The sequence below is a fragment of the Methanocella sp. MCL-LM genome (genome assembly GCF_049676595.1).
Classification (GTDB): Archaea; Halobacteriota; Methanocellia; order Methanocellales; family Methanocellaceae; genus Methanocella_A.
Genome location: NZ_CP187259.1, coordinates 2,111,053 through 2,129,962 on the forward strand (window position 1 = coordinate 2,111,053; position 18,910 = coordinate 2,129,962).

Consider the following 18,910-nt stretch of genomic DNA (forward strand, 5'->3'; position numbering starts at 1 on the left):
GCCTACCTGCATCACTTCTCCTTTTCTTTAACACGTTTTTAACGACCCGCTAAAGTAAAATTTTCTGGTAATATCTGTTCAGCGGATGCTCACGGTACGAGCCGAAGGGCTGGATCAGCCTGTATCCCAGCCGCTCGTACAGGCCGAGCGCTTCAGGCTGGTAAATGCCGGTTTTGAGTCGCAGAGCTTTCACACCCTGCTCCCGCGAGTAGTCTTCAATGTGTCGCAGCACCAGCCTGCCCAACCCATGTCCCCGGTACTCTGGCCGGACGTACATCCGCATGAGCTCTCCGTACTCTGTACCGTGGAACCTGACACCTCCGCAGCCCGCAGGCTTGTCATCAGAGCGGATGATAAAGAACACTACGCCCGCCTCGACCATCTCTGCCTGAGTCAGGCCATGCTCTTTATCGTGCGGGTATAAGGGCACTATGTATTTCTCAAGCTCGCCGATTAGCAGGATGGCATCAGCGGTGTCGGGCCTCTCTAGAGCGATTGTTACGGGCATTGTCAATACTCCGGCGTGATTCATATGATGCTGGGCTGTACATTGATAAAATAATTATGATCTCCATCTCCGGGATACTATGGAATCGGCACATGGCGATTATAAAACATTTGTCCGCCGGTCACTAGCGGTTTGTGACAATACGCTTAAATAGGTTTGGCCAAGATTTATATGAGTGCTACATTATGTCAAGAGCTATTATAATTGCATCGATTTCTCTCACGGCAATTATCTGCTTGACATTGCTTTGCGGGTGCGCCATGGAATCTCCCCTCGACAATAATTCAACGTCGACTGATGCTTCAACGATTTCCCGGTCCAACGTGGCCTCGGCCGGCCTGGTTCGCGCTTCCGGTGAAGTATCCCTGGATGGCATACCAGTAACGGGTGCTTCGGTGCTTGCGGCATCCTTCGACGGTACCGACAGGGTATCGACCATCACAGATACCAACGGTAGCTATACACTTTACATAAAGCCCGGGCTATGGTATAATATCACTGCTTCATACCAGGGACTGAAACATACAGTATGGCCGGTGAATCTGTCCGACCATCAGACAGATCCTTATGATATTGCCCTGTCGAGAACGCCCCGATCGACCATTTCCGGCTCTCCGGCCGCAGACTCCGAGTGGAAGGGGCGCGCCGTCTACGTTGAGGCGGCATCGCTGGACGGCTCTGCGCCGCTGATGGCCGTGACGCTGGACGACGGCAGCTTTTCCCTGGACGTCAGGCCGGACATTCGGTATCACTTGACGGGGAACACGTATGCGTACACTTCCATTAAGAACCCTGTGAGCTTCAGCTTCCGCAACGTCCTTTACGGCTATTCAGTCAAGCTAAACTCGAACGAGACCGTCCTGATGGACTACCGGGCGAATAGGCCGGTGCCAGGTTTCGAGCCGACATTGCAATCCCACATGCCTGTCCCATCAGGTATGCTGCCAGAACCCATGAACGTTTCAGGCTGCGTCTACTACGAAGGAAAGCCGGTGAGCGGAGCGCGCGTCGAAGCGGTATCCTCCGATTACAGTGATCGAGAGACCATCATCACCGACGGAACAGGTGGTTTTTTGGTAAATACTCAGCCTGAAGTCCAGTACAATCTTACGGCCTACTACAATGGGACACAGCACACTTACCGGTCAGTATCCCGGGGCACCGGCTATGACTTCAATCTGTCTGTCGTGCCCTATTCAAGCGTAGCCTGGGGCCGGGACTGGGGCCAGCCTGGCGGAACTATGTATCTCGAAGCATGGCCAGCTGACGGCAGTGATCCAGTTGCTACAATGACCAACGATAGTAGCTATTCTCTCCTCCTCCTCAGGCCAGGTGTAGAGTACCGGTTGAACGGGATCAGTTACAGTCCATACGGTGATGAGTTCTCTGTAAGTCTGGCCCGTGATACTGTCAATTTAAGCCCGAACGAGACGCTTCCGACAAGCTATTTTATATTCGCCCATCATCCTTCTAAGAGTTTCAGGCTGAGCTCGATATCCGACGGTGTCTACACTTATCGGGTGCCCTATACCCCGGTGCCAGTATCCGGGTACGTCTACCTGGACGGCAAGCCCCTCGCTGGTGCTACGGTAAAAGCGGTTTCTATCGACGGCGACTACAATGGCTCGGCGGTAACGAACGGCAACGGCTTTTACGTTATCGGCATATACCCGAGGACGCTGCATGAAATCTCTGTGTCTCATCAGGGCTTATATCACTATGTGTTCCCCGCCTTCCGCTGGGAGCTGAACGACTCCGGTCCCTTCCTGCATAACCAGCAGTTCATCAACAATTATCGCTACGATATCAACCTGACCGGTACACCAACCTCTGCGGTCCACGGCACATGGACTGGAGATCGGACTTGGAATGCAAGCAGCTACCAGGTCGAAGCGAGCCCGAGACTCGGTGGCGCTACAGTTACTGCTCCGATCCCGGCCGACCGGAATTTTACCATAAATCTGCGGCCATACACGTATTATAACCTCAGCATCCGGAACCTGACCAGCGGCGAAACGGATAACAACTTCAAAATAATATATCATACTGGTACCGGCCAGTCGAGCTACCTTGTCTATCCGAACGAGACGATACTGGTCGACTACTATCAACAGTTATAATAGTTGAAGCTGTCAACATTTATGCAGGCAATACGATGAGAAAAGATACTGGAATCAAAATTTCCAAAGAGAAAAGGGCCGAAATGGTCACCGCAATAAAGAACTACTACCTGACTGAACGTGACGAAGATATCGGGGACCTGGCTGCTGGCCTGATCTTAGATTTTTTCATCGAGAAGCTGGCGCCGGAATTTTACAACCAGGGTGTTAACGATTCATATTTATACATGGAAAAAATGCTTGAAGACCTGTTGTCGATCCAGAAGTGATCGCTTAGCGCAGTTTTAACGTTACGGTATACAGCGGACCAGGGCAGGAAATTTATGGGTGAAAAAAATCGGGCCGGGAACCCCAACGAGCAAGTCTACATGGCCACGACCGTTTCGGGCATCGAAGATATCGCCGCCTCAGAGATGCAGTCGAAGTACGACGATCTGAAGGTCCTGCGCAAGAAACGGGGAAAGATCTTTTTCCGGTACGAGGGCAGCCCCGGGCAGTTATTCTCCCTCAGGTGCGTGGACAACATTTACCACTTCTTAGGCTCGTTCAGCATCGGCCCGACAAAGAAAGACCTGGCAGAAATTCCCCGGAAACTCAGGGCGATGAACTTGAGCCAGCGCCTTATCGGACTGTATGGGGACCTGAGCGCTAACTCTGTCATCGTCAGCGCCAGCCGCTCCGGCAAGCATACCTACAGCAGGTATCAGGTGGCCGACGCCATACAGGACGCCCTCGTAGAGGTCTTCCACTTCGGGCGGGGCACAGTAGAAAAGCACGACCTGCACTTCAGGGTCGACGTAGAAGACGGCTCTGCCTTTATGCATATCAAGCTGACGCCGGCGACTTTCAGGTACCGGGGCCAAGAAAAGCAGTTTCTCACCGCCGCCCTAAAACCTTCCGTGGCTCATGCGATGGTACTACTATCCTTGCCTGGTGCAAGCGACGTTTTCCTCGACCCCTTCTGCGGCTCAGGCACCATCCTGGCCGAGCGGGCATCCTACGAAGCCCGGGAGATCATCGGAAGCGATATATCGACAGAAAGGCTGGAGATCGCCCGGGAGAACCTGCCGGAAAAGATTAGTCTGCATTGCTGGGACGCCCGGCATATCGAGCTACCGTCGGGCACCGTAGACCGGATTGTTTCTAATCTCCCCTGGGGAAAACAGATAGAGATCGGCGATGTGAGCCAGCTATATACTGAATTTATGATCGAGGCAAAACGGCTGCTGGCTCCCGGAGGCATCATGGTATTGCTAACGGATCAGGAAGTAGAGATCATGCGGGCTGCGGAGCTGGCCGGAGTCAGGATCGAAAAGCGAACCACTCTTAGCCTCCATGGCCTTAACCCGTCGATATTTGTGGCAGGCATGGCAGACGACTTAGGAGTAAAATAAAATCGCAGAATGGTATTGGTGCTGGGACCCGGATTCGAACCGAGGAACCTCTGCAGGAGCAGATCTTGAGTCTGCCGCCGTTGACCGGACTTGGCTATCCCAGCGTTCTGGTACAATAAACCGTATGTGTATTCCTGATATCTAATATAAAAAGATAACCTGTGCTCTCGATGCTTCGATGCTTAAGAGCTACTATTCTCAGCCAATCCTTTTCTCGTAGAACACGCTCAGAGGAGCATCAGGGTAAGGGTCGAAGCGCTGGGTCTTATAATACCCCATCCGCTCGTACAACCCCATCGCCTCGGGCTGATATACGCCAGTCTCCAGCCGCAACATCCGAATGCCGTGCCCGGCCGTATACTCTTCGAGGTATCTCAGCATCAGCTTCCCCAGTCCCATGCCCCGGTACCCGGGCCGGACATACATGCGCTTGATCTCCCCGAAGTCCTCGAAGATCTTCACCCCGCCGCAGGCAGCTGGCTGACCATCGCTGCGCACCACGAAAAAAGCCACGTTTTCACTGATCAGCTTCTCAGGGCTGAACCCAAACTGGTTATCCGCCGGGTACAGCGGCTCAAGGTAAGCTGAAAGCTCGTTGATCAGCGCAAGAGCATCCGGCACATCAGGGCGTTCCTGGGATATCGTCACAGGCATATGTCCGGCTATATTCCCCGTTTATCTATAACAATATTGGTTTACTAAAAATGTACATCTAAAAAATGTCATTGGTATGAAAATCCTACCACCAATATAGTGCGTTTATGATTGCCCATATCGCGTGAGACAACAATACGATCGCTGCGCTGTGACCGACTGGAAGCTGTCCCTTACGTATGGCGTCACAGATTCCACAGATTACGACTGATTACACAGATTTAGACTAAATCCACAGATTGATTCGGTCATGAAAAGGGCGCTTTCAAGTAAATAGCCTATGAAAAATCTTCGGGAGGTCCGAGAGTTCCCGGGAGTATGGGGGGATTTTCAAAGTGGGAGGTAGGAGGGGGTAAGGGTGTCGGAGAGTAGGTCGGAGAGTATGGAACGGTTAGGGAGGATAGTTTCTTCTATGGTGATTTCCGGTTATTCGGAGGGTCAGGTACCGTTTACACGAAGTACACAAGGTACACGAAGTACGCGAAGTTCTACTATAAGATCGGCTTTCAGTCAACCGTTTTATCGTACTTCGTGTACTTCGCGTACTTCGTGTAAACGGTACGGGCACTCCATAACAGGCTTCAGGAATTACCATTGATTTAATCCTCCCCGGCCTCCTCGCTTACCCTCTCAGCACCCCCACACACGAATTTTTCATCGTTTATCCCTGACTCCACTGCTCATTAAAAGTTTGTGTCGTTATGATTGATAAAAAGGCTTCATGCACCTTCAATCATCGTTATAACTATTGCAAGCCCCTGCCGGCAATGCTTTTATACGTAAACGCATATGTAATAAACAAAACTTGATACTGATCAAGTTTAGTTGCGGTGGATGCATGGAAGCCAGTGTAGCCCGGTGGGCGGGTATCTCTTTAGTTCTCTTTATAGTCATGGTCGGCGTGGCCATAGTGGCGACGGCGGTGGGCCCCGCGAACATCAGCCCTGACAAGGTCGTTTTGATCATCCTGTCTAAGGTGCCTGTGGTGCAGGATTATATTGCCCAGACCTGGACGGTAGGTGAAGAGGCAATAGTAATCAATGTCAGGCTTCCGAGAATCCTCCTCGGCTTACTGGTCGGCGCTTCGCTGGCGGTGGCCGGTGTGACAACGCAGGGCATCTTTAAGAATCCCATGGCTGACCCTTACATCCTCGGTGTTTCCTCCGGAGCAGCTTTCGGAGCTTCGGCAGTCATAGTGATCGGCCTCACGATATGGATGCAGTCGGTGAGCATCACGATGGGCGCTATGGCCGGAGCGTTGATTGTGTCCTTTCTCGTCTTCAACATTGCCCGCACACGTAACCGGATTCCTGTCGAGACGCTGCTGCTGTCGGGCATCGCGGTTTCGGCGTTCTTCTCTGCTATCACATCTTTCCTGATGTATGTATCAGGCCACAACCTCAGCCAGATCGTGTTCTGGGTGATGGGGGCGCTGTGGAGCAGCAACTGGAACCACGTCCTGATCCTGATACCCTTCTTTGTGGCCGGCTCGCTCATCATCTATGCTTTCTCCCGGGACATGAATCTCATGCTGCTGGGCGACGACAGTGCCTCGCACCTGGGTTCGGACGTGAACCGGGTAAAGGCTATCCTGGTGGCGGTATCCTCCCTGCTGGCTGCCGCGGCAGTGTCGGTCACCGGCATCATCGGCTTTGTCGGCCTGATCATACCCCACATCATGCGCCTGATCGTCGGTCCCGACCACCGGGTCCTGGTACCTGCATCTGCGCTGGTCGGGGCGATGTTCCTGGTCCTCGCCGACACCTTCGCGAGGATGATCATCCAGCCGACGGAAATGCCCGTAGGCATCGTAACTGCGCTGATCGGCGCACCGTTCTTCGTCTACCTCCTGATCAGGCAGAAGAAGGCCCTGAGGGGAGGGTGATTTACCGTGCTCGACGTTACTGACCTGACCTGTAAATACGGCAACGCAAAGATCCTCGAAAACATCTTTTTCACCACCCGCAAAGGCGAGTGTATCGGCATCATAGGACCTAACGGTTCTGGCAAGTCCACTCTGCTTAAAACCCTGAGCAAGGTTATGAAGCCGGCCTCCGGCTCGATCGTGGTCTGCGGCAAAGAGCTGAAGGATATCTCCATGAACGAGCTCGCCCGCAACATGGCCGTGGTCCCGCAGGATACGAACGTAGATTTCGACTTCAGCTGCCTCGATATCGTGCTTATGGGCCGGCACCCGCACCTGGGCCGGTTTGCCGTCGAAGGCAAGAAGGAGTATGATATCGCCCGCCAGTCCATGGAGCTCACTAATACCTGGCACCTGAAGGACCGCAACATCTCCGAGCTCAGCGGCGGCGAACGACAGCGGGTCATCATCGCCAGAGCGCTGACCCAGGAGCCGTCAGTGCTGCTGCTCGACGAGCCTGTCTCTCACCTGGACATCAATCACCAGATAGAGATCATGGAGCTGATCCAGCACCTGAAGAACGACCGGGGCCTGCTGGTCATCGTCGTCATCCACGACCTGAACCTCGCGGCCCGATACTGCGACCGGCTCATCCTGCTCAACGAAAACACCATCCAGGCCGCCGGCACTCCCGGCGAAGTCCTGACCCGGGAGCACATCCGCAAAGCGTTCCGGGCAGACGTGCTGGTCCGCCGTCACCCGATGACCGGGACCATCTACATCACCCTCCTCAATTCAATAACGACCACAGAGCCCAGCTCCGGAGGCAAGTCAGTCCACCTTGTATGCGGAGCCGGAACCGGAACACAGCTCATGTACCTGCTTTCGGCCGCAGGCTACAATCTCACCGCCGGCGTCCTGAACGTCCTCGACACCGACCACGAGACCGCCCTGCACCTCAACATCACGACTACCGTGGACGCACCCTTCTCGCCCATCACCCCGGAGTCCTACGCTGCCAACCTCGAAGCGCTGAAGGCAGCCGACTACGTAGTCATCAGCGACGTGCCCTTCGGCTGGGGCAACCTCAAAAATCTCGATGCGGTCCTCGAAATAGCCGGCAGCAAGCCAGTTTTCCTGTTAACCGGCTGGCAAAACCGAGACTTCACCGGTGGCAGAGCCGGCGAGCTCATCGAAGCCATCCTGGCAAAAGGTGCTGTCGAGGTATCTAGCGCTGACGAACTGGTAAAAAAACTCACCACGATAAGTTAAGCATTAATCATCAACCATAGCGGCACGGCTCTTTATCCTGACAACTGTAGATCAAATATTTAAACCACAGCGGCACGGCGACACCATGACAGAGCGATCTACGACAAGCCAGTGGTAAATAGAACCACAGCGGCACGGCGACACAAAGACATTGGTGAACCGGTAAGAGTGAACTCTTTTGTAGGTCCACGGCGACACCAAGACAGAGCATTAACCATAAGCTTACTATCCAATCGTTTCAGCCTGACTTTTGATCAATAGCCTGACAGGAGCGAAATATATTTGTCTCCGTGCCGTCAGCCTGCTGTGTTGCATTATTCTTATCTTCATGTTCGCCTTTTGAACGCCTGCAGTCGCAGGCGTTCTCGAGGCGATGCGATGACGATCGCTGCGCTGTGCCAGGATCACAGATTGAAACGGATTGCACTGATTTCACAGATGACCTTAGAATAAAATCGGTAGACGGCAAATCCATTTCTCATCGATTAGAATCTGTGCAATCTGTGGCATCTGTCAGAATCATCAGATTCTGCGTAATCTGTGATCCTGGCACAGCGCAGCGATCGTCTTGCTGAGTCACTCCACCTGCAATAGCTCGGCCCAAAGAAGAGAAAATGAATTATGCAACACAGCACCGTCAGCCCGCCGTGCCGCTGTGGATCTAAAATGAGGGCCTTGCTATTCGGGTACGGTTGTCTCTGTGCCGCTGTGCCGCCGTGGTTCAAATAACTATACTGCTATCGTTTCTCGAATTGTCTCCGTGTCGCCGTGCCGCCGTGGTTAGAACATTAAACTGGTGTTCGTTTCCCGATTTGTCTTTGTGTCGCCGTGTCGCCGTGGTTAGAACATTTATCTTGCAATCATTTCTCGGACTCTTGCCATGTCGCTGTGATTGCTTTTGGGTAATATTTTATGAATGATTCGGCGCGGGATAGCAGTACTGTTAAAGCCATAAAACTCTATAATACCCGCAGGCGTGTGTGGATCATGATTCGGATTGGCATTGCTGGCATCCCGTACGGGGCCAAGGGTAAAGGAACTGAAGCGGGTATCAGGTATCTCCGGTCTCAAGGCCTCGATGCGATGGAAATCCAGTTTGGGAGGAACGTGTACATGACTCCTGAAACCGCGAAGAGCGTTGCGCCGGTAGCCAGGGAAGAAAGGGTAGATCTGTCCGTACATGCACCCTATTACGTGAACCTGTCCAGCAAGACCGAAAAAACGATCGAGAAGAGCAAGGACTGGATTTTGAAGTCTGCGAGAGTGGGAGCGGCACTGAATGCCTCTGTTGTGACGATTCACGCGGCGAGGGAAGAGAATCTTGACCTGGTGATCTCCGGCTTCAAAGAGATTGTTGAGGACCTCAAGAAGGAGAAGATTTCCGTGCCTCTGGGACTTGAGACTATGGGCGATCTCGGGGAGTTCGGCAGCGTGGACGACGTGCTGGAGGTAGTGAGGAAGGTGCCGGGGACCGGCATCGTGATCGACTTTGCTCATATCTACGCCAGGACTGACGGTGGCCTGAACACTGTCGAAGATTTTACTGCCGTGCTGGACCAGGTGGCCGGTGCAGGTATCGACCACTACCACATTCACTTTTCGGGCATTGAACACAAGAACTCCCGGGAGGTCCGGCACCTGCCTCTGGACGGAAAGCCCGATTTTTCGCTGCTGGCCCGGGCGCTGCTAAAATGCAAGGCCGATGCCACGGTCATATGTGAGTCTCCACTGCTCGAGGAAGATGCTCTCAAGATGAAGCAGATTATCGCCGGGCTTGAACCGTGACGGCCTCGCCGGTCACTGATAAGTATAAATAGAAACAAGCCTTTTCTCCCCTTGGAATCGGCGGGGATGACTTGATTGATGCTGGCTTTCTGTTAGCTGTGCTGGCAATGCTGCTGGTCGGCAAAATACTCGGCGACATAGCGAAGCGGATTGGCTTTTCGCCCCTCATCGGCCAGATGCTGGCGGGAATCCTGCTCGGCCCCATGCTCCTCAACCTCGTCCCGATCAACCACGAGATCGAGCTGCTTACCGCCCTGGGCATTCTCTTCATGATGTTTTACATGGGCCTCTCTATTGATATTGAGAAGGTCATGGGTGAGAACGTCTACCGGTTTGTCGTGATCTCAGTGTTCGGCGGTACTTTCACCTTCATCGCTACTGCCACAGTAACGGCATTGCTGGGTTTCTCCATCAATACAGTCTTACTGGTGGGCATCTCTTTCATTTCCACCTCTACCGCAATCGGCTTCATGGTGCTGAACGAGATCGGCGATGTCCGGAGCAAGGTTTACAAAACTGTCATGGCAGTGGGAATATCGGATGACGTCTACGCGATTCTCGCGCTGGCGCTGTTTACTTCGTACCTGACCACCGGGGTAGATATCCGATCAGCGTTCATGCTGTTCCTCCTGGTGCTGGGCTTCATCATCATGGTGCTGGGCTTCGGCAAGTCTATCACGAGCAAGCTCATCAACTTCGCCCGCAAATCGCAGGACGATCAGTCTATCATCGGATTCTCGATCCTGCTGCTGTTCCTCGTGGCTTTCCTGAGCCAGAGCGTAGGTATCGCGTCTGCTACGGGTGCCTTCCTTGCGGGCACGATCCTCTCGAGGTCTCCGCTATCCTTCAAGGTGATCGCCCCTAAGATCGAGGCGATCAGCGAGGGCTTTTTCGTACCCCTGTTCTTCGTCATCACCGGTGTCAGAATCAACATATTTGAAATTCTGTCTTCCGAAAGCATCGACTTGATGATTGCGAGCATACCCATCGATGTAGTTCTCTTCCTCGGGCTGCTGATGGCGGTCATGGCTAGCAAGTACATAGGTACTTTCCTGGCGACGACCTTCATGGGCGGCTATAAAGATACGGATCACAATAAGATGGCGCTGACCATGATGCCGATGGGAGAATATACCCTGATCATCGGGCAGATCGGCCTGGTCACGTACGTCAGCGGAGCACCGATCCTGGATGCGCCGATCTATTCAGTACTTGCCTTAGTCGTGCTGGTCACGTCGATAATAGTGCCTGTCATGCTACGGGCTGCTTATGGGAAGTAATTGTTCTCTTTTCCTTAGACTCGTTTCTTTTTTATTCGGAACTCGCCAGTGCCGAAGGCACACCACTTTTCAAAAAATATAGGTTGGGAACACCGTTTTTACCATTTGCCGCTTATTTGCGGCTGCCTCGTTCGCTCATGGCGGCCTTACCACGCTCGATAAGCTCGCGGACCTTTTGCCCGCCTTTTTTGCCTATTTCTTCGTAGAAGCCTTCTCCGTAGCGTTGTTTGGTAGTAGTTCCACCTTTCTTGCCGCCTATTTTGCCACCTTTTTTGCCTATTTCTTCGTAGAAGCCTTCGCCATAGCGCTCCTTGGTTGTGGATCCGCCTTTGTGGCCGGCTTCTCTAACTGTCATCTCTGTTTTCTTTTCAGCCATATCTAAAAACACCCCACTCTATGCCATATTATCTCTAAAATTTCATACATTTTTAATCTTGTCCGATATAATAACGTATAAAATTGCCAGTTGTGAGATTTATTACATCTATTGGGTAAAATCAGCTGCATATGGCCTAATCAGATGCTTTTCTGCCATTATATGATTTATTTCAACATAAATTTATAATTCATGACTTGATAAATCATATAAAAGTAAAAGGGTCTTTTACAGTCAGCGGGGCTGATGCAATTATTTACGAGTGCTCTTGCCGCGCTCGATCAGTTCCTTGACCTTTTGCCCGCCCTTGTGGCCTATGTCCTCGTAGAAGCCTTCTCCGTACCTCTCTTTCGTAGTTTCGCCACCTCTCCGGCCGCCTTTTCTGCCGATCTCTTCGTAGAAGCCTTCTCCGTATCTTTCCTTGGTTGTTTCCCCGCCCTTACGGCCGGCTTCGCTAACGCTCATGTCACCTTTTTCCTTGCTCGTCATACACTCACCTCAAAATGTCCTGACTGGCGTAATAAGCCAGCATTATTCGAATACTATGTTTTGGACCTATACCAGTGCTAAAATAAGTTATGATGGCATGGAATTTTTAAGGTTGCTAGCGGATAAAACGAGGGCGCGGGCGCCGTTGTCTATATAACTATAAACAAATGCGAATGAACAACGAACGCTGCGCAGTGATAGCCACCATATCCCTGATACATGCAAACAGTTGTCTCTGTGCCCGTGAACGTGGCACAGCGCAGCGTTCGTATTGCTGTCTCGCTGAATCCGGGCAATCAGATTCGCACAGCGCAGCGATCGTTTCTTATACTTTTTACTTCTCAGCGCGACGTCCGCATGGTCCTGACTCTGCTGTAAGACTTCTGGACGGACCACAGCTTCGGTATTTCTCTCGCGTACCGGCTTCTCTTGAAGAGCCGGTGGATGGCTGCCCGGTTGTACTGGCCGCTCTCAAAGATGTTTCTGAAGTTCCGGTCGAACCGGAGGCTGGACTTGATCTTGATCGGGTCCCCGAGGTAGTCCCTGACCATGCGGTCGTGGCGTTTTCCATCTTTGTCTTTCCATGATGAACGGCTTTTCATATCTTCAGGCCAGTCCTTGTCCTCTGGTTCCCTATACCAGGCCTCGCCTTCCTCATCGAACCAGACGTGGTCGTACTTCAGGATGAGCCCGATCCAGTCTTTGAGCGGGGTCCTGGCGAGGAGTTTCTGGGGGTCGCCCATCTGGCCCTGGCCGACGCCCTGCGGGCGCCAGGCCCATATGATCTCGTAGAAAGCGCCCCTGAAATCGCCCCGGCCTTCCCCGAATTCTCTCCCTGTGGTGTTCTGGTACTCTTCGGCCCTGCCGATGACTTCCAGAGCGGTCATTTCGAGGTCGAAGTCAGCCATGATCATGCAGAGGGCTAGAAATTCTGATGCGGGCATCCCATAAGCCATGTGTCATACTCCTGTTTTCGGGTTAAATAAATGATCACCGGGTGACAGTAGATACTCTGCCATCCGTGATAGTGCTTATTGTAAAGGCTGGAAAATGAAAATGGTTATTTGATCTCTATGAGGTCTTTGGAGAACCCGTAGCTGATCAGAAGGCTTCTGACTCCTTCTTTGTGATCGCCCTGGAGCTCTATCCTGCCATCTTTGATGGTGCCGCCGCAGGCGAACTTGGTCTTCAGCTTTTGCGCCAGTTCTTTGATGTTCACGTTTTTGTTGTCGATCCCATCGATCACCGTGGTCAGTTTCTTGAAACGCCTCGTGTTGGTCGATATATAGATCTTTTGGCCTTCCTTGGCAAGATCTTCGCAGATGCAAATGTCTTGCGGTAATCCACATTTGTTACAAATTTCCATATTGTACTCGCTACCATGTATCAATTATGAGCATATAAATATTTTTAGTACGACTGTGGTCCGTCATAAGATGGTGCTACGTCGTACTCAGGGCTCAGGCATCTTCGAACCGGAACCCGCAGTTCCATCCCGTTTCGGCAGAATAGTCATCGTCGGGGTACCGTTTGCAAATTTCGGGTTTGCGGTCCTGTATGGCGCAGGAATACTTGCCGTCGCCGTTGTCTACCAGGTATTTGCACTGGTTTTTGATCTGGAACTCCACTGTGCGGGCTCTGAAGTCCTTGATGCTGGCCTGCACGTTCTGGTGGCAGTTGATCCACTGCAGATAGTCAGTAAATTCAAAGTCAGTAACATTAGCTATCTGTACATCTATAATGAAGTCCCTGCAGCAGTTTCCGCACTGCCGGCAGCTTCCGGTTCTCTTTTTTCCGCTCATGAACGCTCCCGAGGCGCTTTCTCGTCGCCGCGCGAATAGACTTTCTTCACCAGGTTGAGCCACCTTCGGCCGTCCTGTACTTTGGCTTTCTTCGCCTCTTCCTGGGCTGAAGACCTGGGCTCGTGGGCCCTGTACAGGGTATCCAGAGCTCTGTCTATCCCCAGCGCTGTGCTATACAGGTCTTCGGCTTCCTGCCGGGTCAGATCACTGGTGATAGAAATTTTGCCGACGATCTCCCGCCGTTTTTTCTGCAGCAGAGCTGCGGTCCGGTCAACTTCCGCCTGCTCCTCCGGCGTGAGGTTACCCTTCTTCTTGAAGATGTCAAAGACGTAAGTTCGTAGCCTGATCTTTTTCCCGTCTACGACTATGGTATCAGGTATAGTCGCACCCGTGGATGCGAATTCTTTTTGCAGCCTGATGAGGTAGTTTTCTCTTTCCACTTTTGATAACAGCTTATCCTCTGTCATTATCAGTGCGCGGTATTGTGCTGTTCACGTTAAAAATTTTTGGTAGCCTTATTCAGGCACTATGGCGTTGCCTGCTCTTCGCCGATGATCTTAAAGCCTGTCTTACTTTGCTTCTTGATATCTCCCGCGCCAAGAATCCCTCTTTCACCACAAAGGGGACAGGTTTCTGACCGGGTGAGGCTCAGCTGATCGATGCCAGGCGATCTTGCATTGTAAATCAGGTAGCTGTATTCCGGCCGGCTCCTCTCGGTCATCATATCCGCGAATTCCTGTACCGCCATAGAAGCTACTATCGAGTTCAGCGTCATTACGGCAGGCGCCGGTGTCATGTTAGTACCTCTTACATAGCCAGCCCGGGCCATGATGTTCAATTCCTCCCGGCCGAGCAAGTTTATCGCGGCTTCGTCCCTGTCTATGAGCCCGCCGCATTCGAGGCAGCCTGTTACCGCCGGGACTACTAAGCGTACCTGACCGCCCATTTCCTCTATGTTGCCGTTGGCTACGAAGATCTCTGTGCCGGTATCAATCAAAGGGATGAAATAGCGCAGAGAAATTTCATTAAGGGTAAGGCGAGCCAGATCGTTATCTACGCAGCCAAAGATCACAGTGCAGGACTTCAGCTTGTCCTTAAACTCGCTGACCGGTCCGGGGAAAGTAGTTATCTCCTCATTTTTGTTCACTTTCTTCAGGTGCGCAGCGGCGACTTTGACTTTCTTCTTGCCCACGTCGGTGCTGCCTGCATACGGAAGCCTGCTCAGGTTCGACTCCTCGATAGTATCAGGGTCTACCAGGATGAACTTTTTCACGCCTATCCGGGACAGGATTTGCATAACTATGGCACCGGTTCCGCCCAGGCCTACGATGCCCACAGTGGCTTCGCTGATCCTGCGCTGGTTCTCGCTTCCCCAGAGCCTTATCTGCCTGTCGTAGGCTTCGCCTTCAGGCGTTGTCTCGGTTTGATCTTGCAGCGGCAGTACTTTTTTCAAGCCGTGGCGCGTCAAGACCGTGATCGTAGCTTTTTCGGGAAGCTTCAGCGTGTCAGAGTCGCCGTCGTACTCGAGCACGGACAGGCCTTCTGAGCCCAGCACTACCATGCAAAACTTTATTTTGCACGACTTCAGGAATCGGCCGTTCTCCATCCCGTTCTCGAGGTCTACGGAAGAAAAACTGGGGGCCGGCGCATCCACGTGAGTATGTACTTCAATCACAGCACTATTGCTCTCGCTGGCTTCAGCCAGCACTTTTTCCAGAAATTCTCCCGAAGGCGTCACGCTGACGCTGGAATGCTCGATCAGGTCTCCTTTCTCGGGGATGAAGATCTTTTTCACCAGGTAGGTGTGAGTGTTTTCCGACGGATCGGTTTTCAGCCCGCACAGGGCGATCGCATAGCCTTCGAAGTTCTGTTCCTGCTGTGTTTTAAAATGGCCGGTGATCTTCTCGTACTGGTAGGCCGGAAAAATGATCGTGAACGATTTGTTACTCTTCCGCTGCCTCTTCGAGGTGGCCACGCGGAACTTACGGGTTTCTGGAATCAAAGTGAGCCTCTCCTGCGGACTCGTTTAGCGGGTCGGCCAGCATCATATCCAGGGTCACCAGGAATGTCAGCAGGTCGTCCTTTGCTGAATCCCAGGACATGTGGCCGGTGCAGAACCATGCCCAGGATCGCCCGAACATGTGGCGGGTGAGCGCTTCGTAATAGTTCGGAAGCCGCTGGTCATTATATGCCAGCCCAATATCCATGTACACTCCGAAAATGCTGGCCGGAGGTATGTATGGAAAGCCACTGACGTTAAACAGGATGTCCGTACTGGCCTTATTAAATCCCTCGGGCAGACCGTAGTCCCGGATCAGCACCCAGTTGAGCGCCTTGTCGACTTCTAAGTCGAAAAAGGAGGATAGACGTTCCAGCTCCTTTGTAAGGCGGGAATCGTCCATCGAGCCTTTGGTAAACGATCGTCCGACGACAAACGTCTCTCCTTCGTGCACTTTGATCTCGCCGTGCACAATCTGGTTCGCGCTACCCGTCGACCTCGCCAGTAAGTGGCCCCGGTCCAATCCTACGATAGTGCGAATTTCCCCTGTGCTCGTCGCTTCAGGCACTTTGACTTTCTTGCCGCCGACCGTAATCGTCACCAGATCCTGTGCTTCCGAAATGCGATCACCTCCAGTACCTAAACCTGTTTACAGGCATCTGGGCTTATACAAAATAATATTATTATAGTCAGATGATATATTTATCCCGCCGCAAAGCCGCTATGGTTGTTTCGGTGCCTGAGCGCCTGTTTTTCCACCGGTTGCCCACGTGGAAGGAGTGTTTTACGTGAAAATTATCGTCAAAATTTTTAAATATAAGTAAAGACTATTGCTATGCTATGGCATGGCAAATGTCATGCTATGGCATACCAACGTTAATAACTGTAACAGATCACTCGGTGGTTTAACTATATGGACCAGATTCTGGCATTTATACTGGCAATCGTACCTATCCTGGTAATCTTCATAGGGCTGGTGTTCCTGAAAAAATCGGGAACGCTCATGGGAGTCATCGGCTGGCTGCTGACCGTAGTCCTCGCCGTGGTGTTCTTCAACACGTCTCCGGAGATCGCCATAGAAGCCTCGATTGCAGGCGCTTTAGCCTCGTTCGGAATATCCCTGATGGTACTGTTCACCATCCTCCAGGTGACGATGATGGACGTAACCGGTGCCATCAAGAGCATCACCCAGTTCATCAAGTCGATCGCCGCGGAGCGGTACGAGCAGATCATGATCCTGAACGTCGGCCTTGGCACCTTCCTCGTAGCCATCGGCGCAACGCCGGTAACCATGCTGCCCCCGATAATGATTGCCCTGGGCTTTTCACCGGTAGCTGCAGTGGCTCTACCCTGCCTGGGCTACGACCCGCTAACTTCTTTCTCCCTCCTGGCGGTACCTATCACTCTGCCGGCCCAGGTCTTCGGCTTCGACGTGATGCCTCTGGCCCTGAATATTTCGCTGTTCCTGCCCGTCGTATCCACCGGCCTTGCGCTGGGCATGCTCTGGGTAGCAGACGGCATCCAGGGCTTGAAAAAAGGCATCGTGCCGGCGTTGGTAGCCGGCCTGACCCTCGGCCTGTCGACCATCGTCTTCGTCAGGGTGCTGCCCGACGTCAAGCTGGTGGGCGTTTGTGCCGGTCTCTGCGCCATCGTCATGCTGCTGTTGTTAAGGGTAGTCCAGGGTAAGCCCATCCTTCAAAAGAAGGAAGACCGCAAGAAGATCGCCGCCGACGGCGGCTCTTACATGCCGCTGTGGAAGGCCGTTGCCCCGTGGGCCGTGCTGGTCGTCTTCTGCGTCTTCATCAGCATACCCTTTATAACCACCATCCTTCACGATGCGACCAGTTCCTTCAACGTCATCAACATCGCGGCAGGCAAGCCCGGGGACATGAAGTGGCTGGCCCAGGCCTACACGTGGGTACTCGTCAGCACCGTTCTCACTGCGCCCCTGCTCCTGAAAACGAAGGCAGAGACTGTGAACGTGCTGAAGATCTGGATCAAGCGTGCCTGGAGCCCGACTCTTGCGGCGATGGTCTTCTTCGCAATAGCCTACGTCATGGACTGGTCCGCCCGGGGAGTTATCGACGGTAAGCTCACCGTAGCACCCGACATGAACATGAACGTGGTCATCGGCGCCACTCTGGCCGCCTACCTCGGAGTCATGGCCTTCCCGCTGGTCAGCCCGCTCCTCGGCCTGTTCGGCGGCTTCGTCAGCGGCAGCGAAGCATCCTCCAACGTGATGTTCCACGGCATCCTGAAGAAGTCCACCGAGATGCTGAGCCTCGACTTCCTCCAGGTCTACGCAGCCCACGCCGTCGCAGGCGGCATCGCCTCCGGCATAGCCGTGGCCAAGATCGTCAACGCTGCGGCCGTCATAGACAAGATCGGCATCGAAGGCGAAGTTATACGAAAATCCGCGGCAGTCATCTTCATCCTTGCCATCCTGATAGGCATCATGCTGTCTGCGTGGATCGTGCTCTTCTGAGCACGATTTTCCCTTTTATATTAACTATCCTTGAGAAGTCTTCACCGCATCGAAATGGCTTTGTATTTACCAAGGTGACACGGTGACAACTGGGTATCAGCACTCCATGATCTATTTTTCCAACCACGGCGGCACGGCGACACTGCGACCGGTTGAGTCACGATAACAAGATCTATTTTTCCAACCACGGCGGCACGGCGATGCTGTGTTGCATTATTCTTATCTTCATGTTCGCCTTTTGAACGCCTGCAGTCGCAGGCGTTCTCGAGGCGATGCGATGACGATCGCTGCGCTGTGCCAGGATCACAGATTGAAACGGATTGCACTGATTTCACAGATGTCATTAGAATAAATTCGGTTGATGGCAAATCCATTTCTCATCGATTAGTATCTGCGCAATCTGTGGCGTCTGTCGTAATCTGTGATCCTGGCACAGCGCAGCGATCGTCTTGCTGAGTCACTCCACCTGCAATAGCTCGGCCCAAAGAAGAGAAAATGAATTATGCAACACAGCAGCACGGCGATACGGAGACACATGGGCATACGCTAATAATATCAAATATTTTTACCACGGCGGCACGGCGACACGGAGACAATTCGTACCCGAATAGTAAGGCTTTTTTTATGATCCACGGCGGCACGGAGGGCTGAGCGCACGGAGACAATCACCTTATCCTGTTTCCTTGTGCTAATCCTGACTGAATTCAAAGGATCAGTATAGTATTCTGGCTATAGACCAGGTACATAGGCTGAAACGATTGGCTGGTAAGTAATATTTGGTTAATGTGTGTCGCCGTGTCGCCGTGGACTGAAAAAGAGTACGTTTTTATCGGTTTGCCTCTGTCTCCGTGTCGTTGTGCCGCCGTGGTTTCATTTACCATC

At 52.6% G+C, this 18,910-nt stretch carries 18 protein-coding genes and 1 tRNA gene; 8 read left to right on the forward strand and 11 right to left on the reverse strand.

Translation table 11 applies throughout. From position 1 onward, the window contains the following. Positions 1-49 precede the first annotated feature (49 nt). Positions 50-508 carry a GNAT family N-acetyltransferase gene (locus tag ACPLPM_RS10925; RefSeq protein WP_424356811.1) on the reverse strand — a complete coding sequence of 153 codons (459 nt, stop codon included), beginning with the start codon at positions 506-508 and terminating at the stop codon, positions 50-52. A gap of 260 nt (positions 509-768) precedes the next feature. Between ACPLPM_RS10925 and ACPLPM_RS10930 the strand changes: the two genes are divergently transcribed. From ACPLPM_RS10930 to ACPLPM_RS10940, 3 genes are read left to right on the forward strand one after another with little or no spacing between them, the layout of a single operon-like run. Beyond that, a complete protein-coding gene (locus ACPLPM_RS10930) occupies positions 769-2,628 on the forward strand; it encodes a carboxypeptidase regulatory-like domain-containing protein (RefSeq protein ID WP_424356812.1) in 1,860 nt (619 codons plus the stop codon). Between the two features lie 35 nt (positions 2,629-2,663). Next, positions 2,664-2,897 (forward strand): DUF2164 domain-containing protein, encoded by a 234-nt coding sequence (locus tag ACPLPM_RS10935; RefSeq protein ID WP_424356813.1) that lies wholly within the window; start codon positions 2,664-2,666, stop codon positions 2,895-2,897. A gap of 54 nt (positions 2,898-2,951) precedes the next feature. After that, positions 2,952-4,022, forward strand: a complete 1,071-nt coding sequence (locus ACPLPM_RS10940; RefSeq protein WP_424356814.1) for a methyltransferase domain-containing protein — start codon at positions 2,952-2,954, stop codon at positions 4,020-4,022. A gap of 16 nt (positions 4,023-4,038) precedes the next feature. Here ACPLPM_RS10940 and ACPLPM_RS10945 read toward each other — a convergent pair. Both ACPLPM_RS10945 and ACPLPM_RS10950 read right to left on the reverse strand, forming a co-directional pair. Continuing rightward, positions 4,039-4,126: transfer RNA gene (locus ACPLPM_RS10945), tRNA-Leu, on the reverse strand. Positions 4,127-4,220: 94 nt separating this feature from the next. Beyond that, positions 4,221-4,676, reverse strand: a complete 456-nt coding sequence (locus tag ACPLPM_RS10950; protein WP_424356815.1) for a GNAT family N-acetyltransferase — start codon at positions 4,674-4,676, stop codon at positions 4,221-4,223. Positions 4,677-5,514: 838 nt separating this feature from the next. Between ACPLPM_RS10950 and ACPLPM_RS10955 the strand changes: the two genes are divergently transcribed. From ACPLPM_RS10955 to ACPLPM_RS10970, 4 genes are all read left to right on the forward strand, one after another. Further along, positions 5,515-6,561 (forward strand): FecCD family ABC transporter permease, encoded by a 1,047-nt coding sequence (locus tag ACPLPM_RS10955; RefSeq protein WP_424356816.1) that lies wholly within the window; start codon positions 5,515-5,517, stop codon positions 6,559-6,561. A 6-nt stretch (positions 6,562-6,567) separates the two neighbouring features. After that, complete coding sequence (locus tag ACPLPM_RS10960) at positions 6,568-7,812, forward strand: heme ABC transporter ATP-binding protein (protein ID WP_424356817.1); 1,245 nt, start codon at positions 6,568-6,570, stop codon at positions 7,810-7,812. Positions 7,813-8,799: 987 nt separating this feature from the next. Next, positions 8,800-9,597: a TIM barrel protein gene (locus tag ACPLPM_RS10965; RefSeq protein WP_424356818.1), complete on the forward strand. Its 798-nt coding sequence runs from the start codon at positions 8,800-8,802 to the stop codon at positions 9,595-9,597. A gap of 71 nt (positions 9,598-9,668) precedes the next feature. Further along, positions 9,669-10,877 carry a cation:proton antiporter gene (locus ACPLPM_RS10970; protein WP_424356819.1) on the forward strand — a complete coding sequence of 403 codons (1,209 nt, stop codon included), beginning with the start codon at positions 9,669-9,671 and terminating at the stop codon, positions 10,875-10,877. A 112-nt stretch (positions 10,878-10,989) separates the two neighbouring features. Here the strand turns inward: ACPLPM_RS10970 and ACPLPM_RS10975 are convergent, their stop codons facing one another. The 8 genes from ACPLPM_RS10975 to ACPLPM_RS11010 form a co-directional block, all read right to left on the reverse strand. Then, positions 10,990-11,253, reverse strand: a complete 264-nt coding sequence (locus ACPLPM_RS10975) for a hypothetical protein (protein ID WP_424356820.1) — start codon at positions 11,251-11,253, stop codon at positions 10,990-10,992. Positions 11,254-11,505: 252 nt separating this feature from the next. Further along, a complete protein-coding gene (locus tag ACPLPM_RS10980; protein WP_424356821.1) occupies positions 11,506-11,742 on the reverse strand; it encodes a hypothetical protein in 237 nt (78 codons plus the stop codon). A 341-nt stretch (positions 11,743-12,083) separates the two neighbouring features. Further along, a complete protein-coding gene (locus ACPLPM_RS10985; protein WP_424356822.1) occupies positions 12,084-12,698 on the reverse strand; it encodes a hypothetical protein in 615 nt (204 codons plus the stop codon). A gap of 104 nt (positions 12,699-12,802) precedes the next feature. Beyond that, the gene (locus tag ACPLPM_RS10990) at positions 12,803-13,108 is read right to left on the reverse strand and encodes a translation initiation factor (protein WP_424356823.1); all 306 of its coding nucleotides are present in this window, start codon (positions 13,106-13,108) and stop codon (positions 12,803-12,805) included. A gap of 94 nt (positions 13,109-13,202) precedes the next feature. Next, entirely contained in the window at positions 13,203-13,544 is a 342-nt protein-coding gene (locus tag ACPLPM_RS10995; protein WP_424356824.1) for a YkgJ family cysteine cluster protein, read from the reverse strand. Then, entirely contained in the window at positions 13,541-14,011 is a 471-nt protein-coding gene (locus ACPLPM_RS11000; RefSeq protein WP_424356825.1) for a DUF5788 family protein, read from the reverse strand. Before ACPLPM_RS11000 ends, ACPLPM_RS10995 begins: the two co-directional genes overlap by 4 nt. Before the next feature lie 59 nt (positions 14,012-14,070). Then, on the reverse strand, positions 14,071-15,546 hold the full coding sequence (locus ACPLPM_RS11005) for a HesA/MoeB/ThiF family protein (protein ID WP_424356826.1): 1,476 nt from the start codon (positions 15,544-15,546) through the stop codon (positions 14,071-14,073). Beyond that, a complete protein-coding gene (locus ACPLPM_RS11010; RefSeq protein WP_424356827.1) occupies positions 15,527-16,144 on the reverse strand; it encodes an E2/UBC family protein in 618 nt (205 codons plus the stop codon). The genes ACPLPM_RS11005 and ACPLPM_RS11010 overlap by 20 nt, the downstream gene beginning before the upstream one ends. Positions 16,145-16,456: 312 nt before the next feature. Between ACPLPM_RS11010 and ACPLPM_RS11015 the strand changes: the two genes are divergently transcribed. Then, positions 16,457-18,028, forward strand: a complete 1,572-nt coding sequence (locus tag ACPLPM_RS11015) for an L-lactate permease (RefSeq protein ID WP_424356828.1) — start codon at positions 16,457-16,459, stop codon at positions 18,026-18,028. The last annotated feature ends 882 nt before the right edge of the window (positions 18,029-18,910 follow it).

What these genes read in the sequence shown, in the direction of transcription:
- ACPLPM_RS10925 (WP_424356811.1), bottom strand. Translation starts at nt 508, where the DNA reads ATGCCCGTAACAATCGCTCTAGAGAGGCCCGACACCGCTGATGCCATC.
- ACPLPM_RS10930 (WP_424356812.1), top strand. Translation starts at nt 769, where the DNA reads ATGGAATCTCCCCTCGACAATAATTCAACGTCGACTGATGCTTCAACG.
- ACPLPM_RS10935 (WP_424356813.1), top strand. Translation starts at nt 2,664, where the DNA reads ATGAGAAAAGATACTGGAATCAAAATTTCCAAAGAGAAAAGGGCCGAA.
- ACPLPM_RS10940 (WP_424356814.1), top strand. Translation starts at nt 2,952, where the DNA reads ATGGGTGAAAAAAATCGGGCCGGGAACCCCAACGAGCAAGTCTACATG.
- ACPLPM_RS10950 (WP_424356815.1), bottom strand. Translation starts at nt 4,676, where the DNA reads ATGCCTGTGACGATATCCCAGGAACGCCCTGATGTGCCGGATGCTCTT.
- ACPLPM_RS10955 (WP_424356816.1), top strand. Translation starts at nt 5,515, where the DNA reads ATGGAAGCCAGTGTAGCCCGGTGGGCGGGTATCTCTTTAGTTCTCTTT.
- ACPLPM_RS10965 (WP_424356818.1), top strand. Translation starts at nt 8,800, where the DNA reads ATGATTCGGATTGGCATTGCTGGCATCCCGTACGGGGCCAAGGGTAAA.
- ACPLPM_RS10975 (WP_424356820.1), bottom strand. Translation starts at nt 11,253, where the DNA reads ATGGCTGAAAAGAAAACAGAGATGACAGTTAGAGAAGCCGGCCACAAA.
- ACPLPM_RS10980 (WP_424356821.1), bottom strand. Translation starts at nt 11,742, where the DNA reads ATGACGAGCAAGGAAAAAGGTGACATGAGCGTTAGCGAAGCCGGCCGT.
- ACPLPM_RS10985 (WP_424356822.1), bottom strand. Translation starts at nt 12,698, where the DNA reads ATGGCTTATGGGATGCCCGCATCAGAATTTCTAGCCCTCTGCATGATC.
- ACPLPM_RS10990 (WP_424356823.1), bottom strand. Translation starts at nt 13,108, where the DNA reads ATGGAAATTTGTAACAAATGTGGATTACCGCAAGACATTTGCATCTGC.
- ACPLPM_RS10995 (WP_424356824.1), bottom strand. Translation starts at nt 13,544, where the DNA reads ATGAGCGGAAAAAAGAGAACCGGAAGCTGCCGGCAGTGCGGAAACTGC.
- ACPLPM_RS11000 (WP_424356825.1), bottom strand. Translation starts at nt 14,011, where the DNA reads ATGACAGAGGATAAGCTGTTATCAAAAGTGGAAAGAGAAAACTACCTC.
- ACPLPM_RS11015 (WP_424356828.1), top strand. Translation starts at nt 16,457, where the DNA reads ATGGACCAGATTCTGGCATTTATACTGGCAATCGTACCTATCCTGGTA.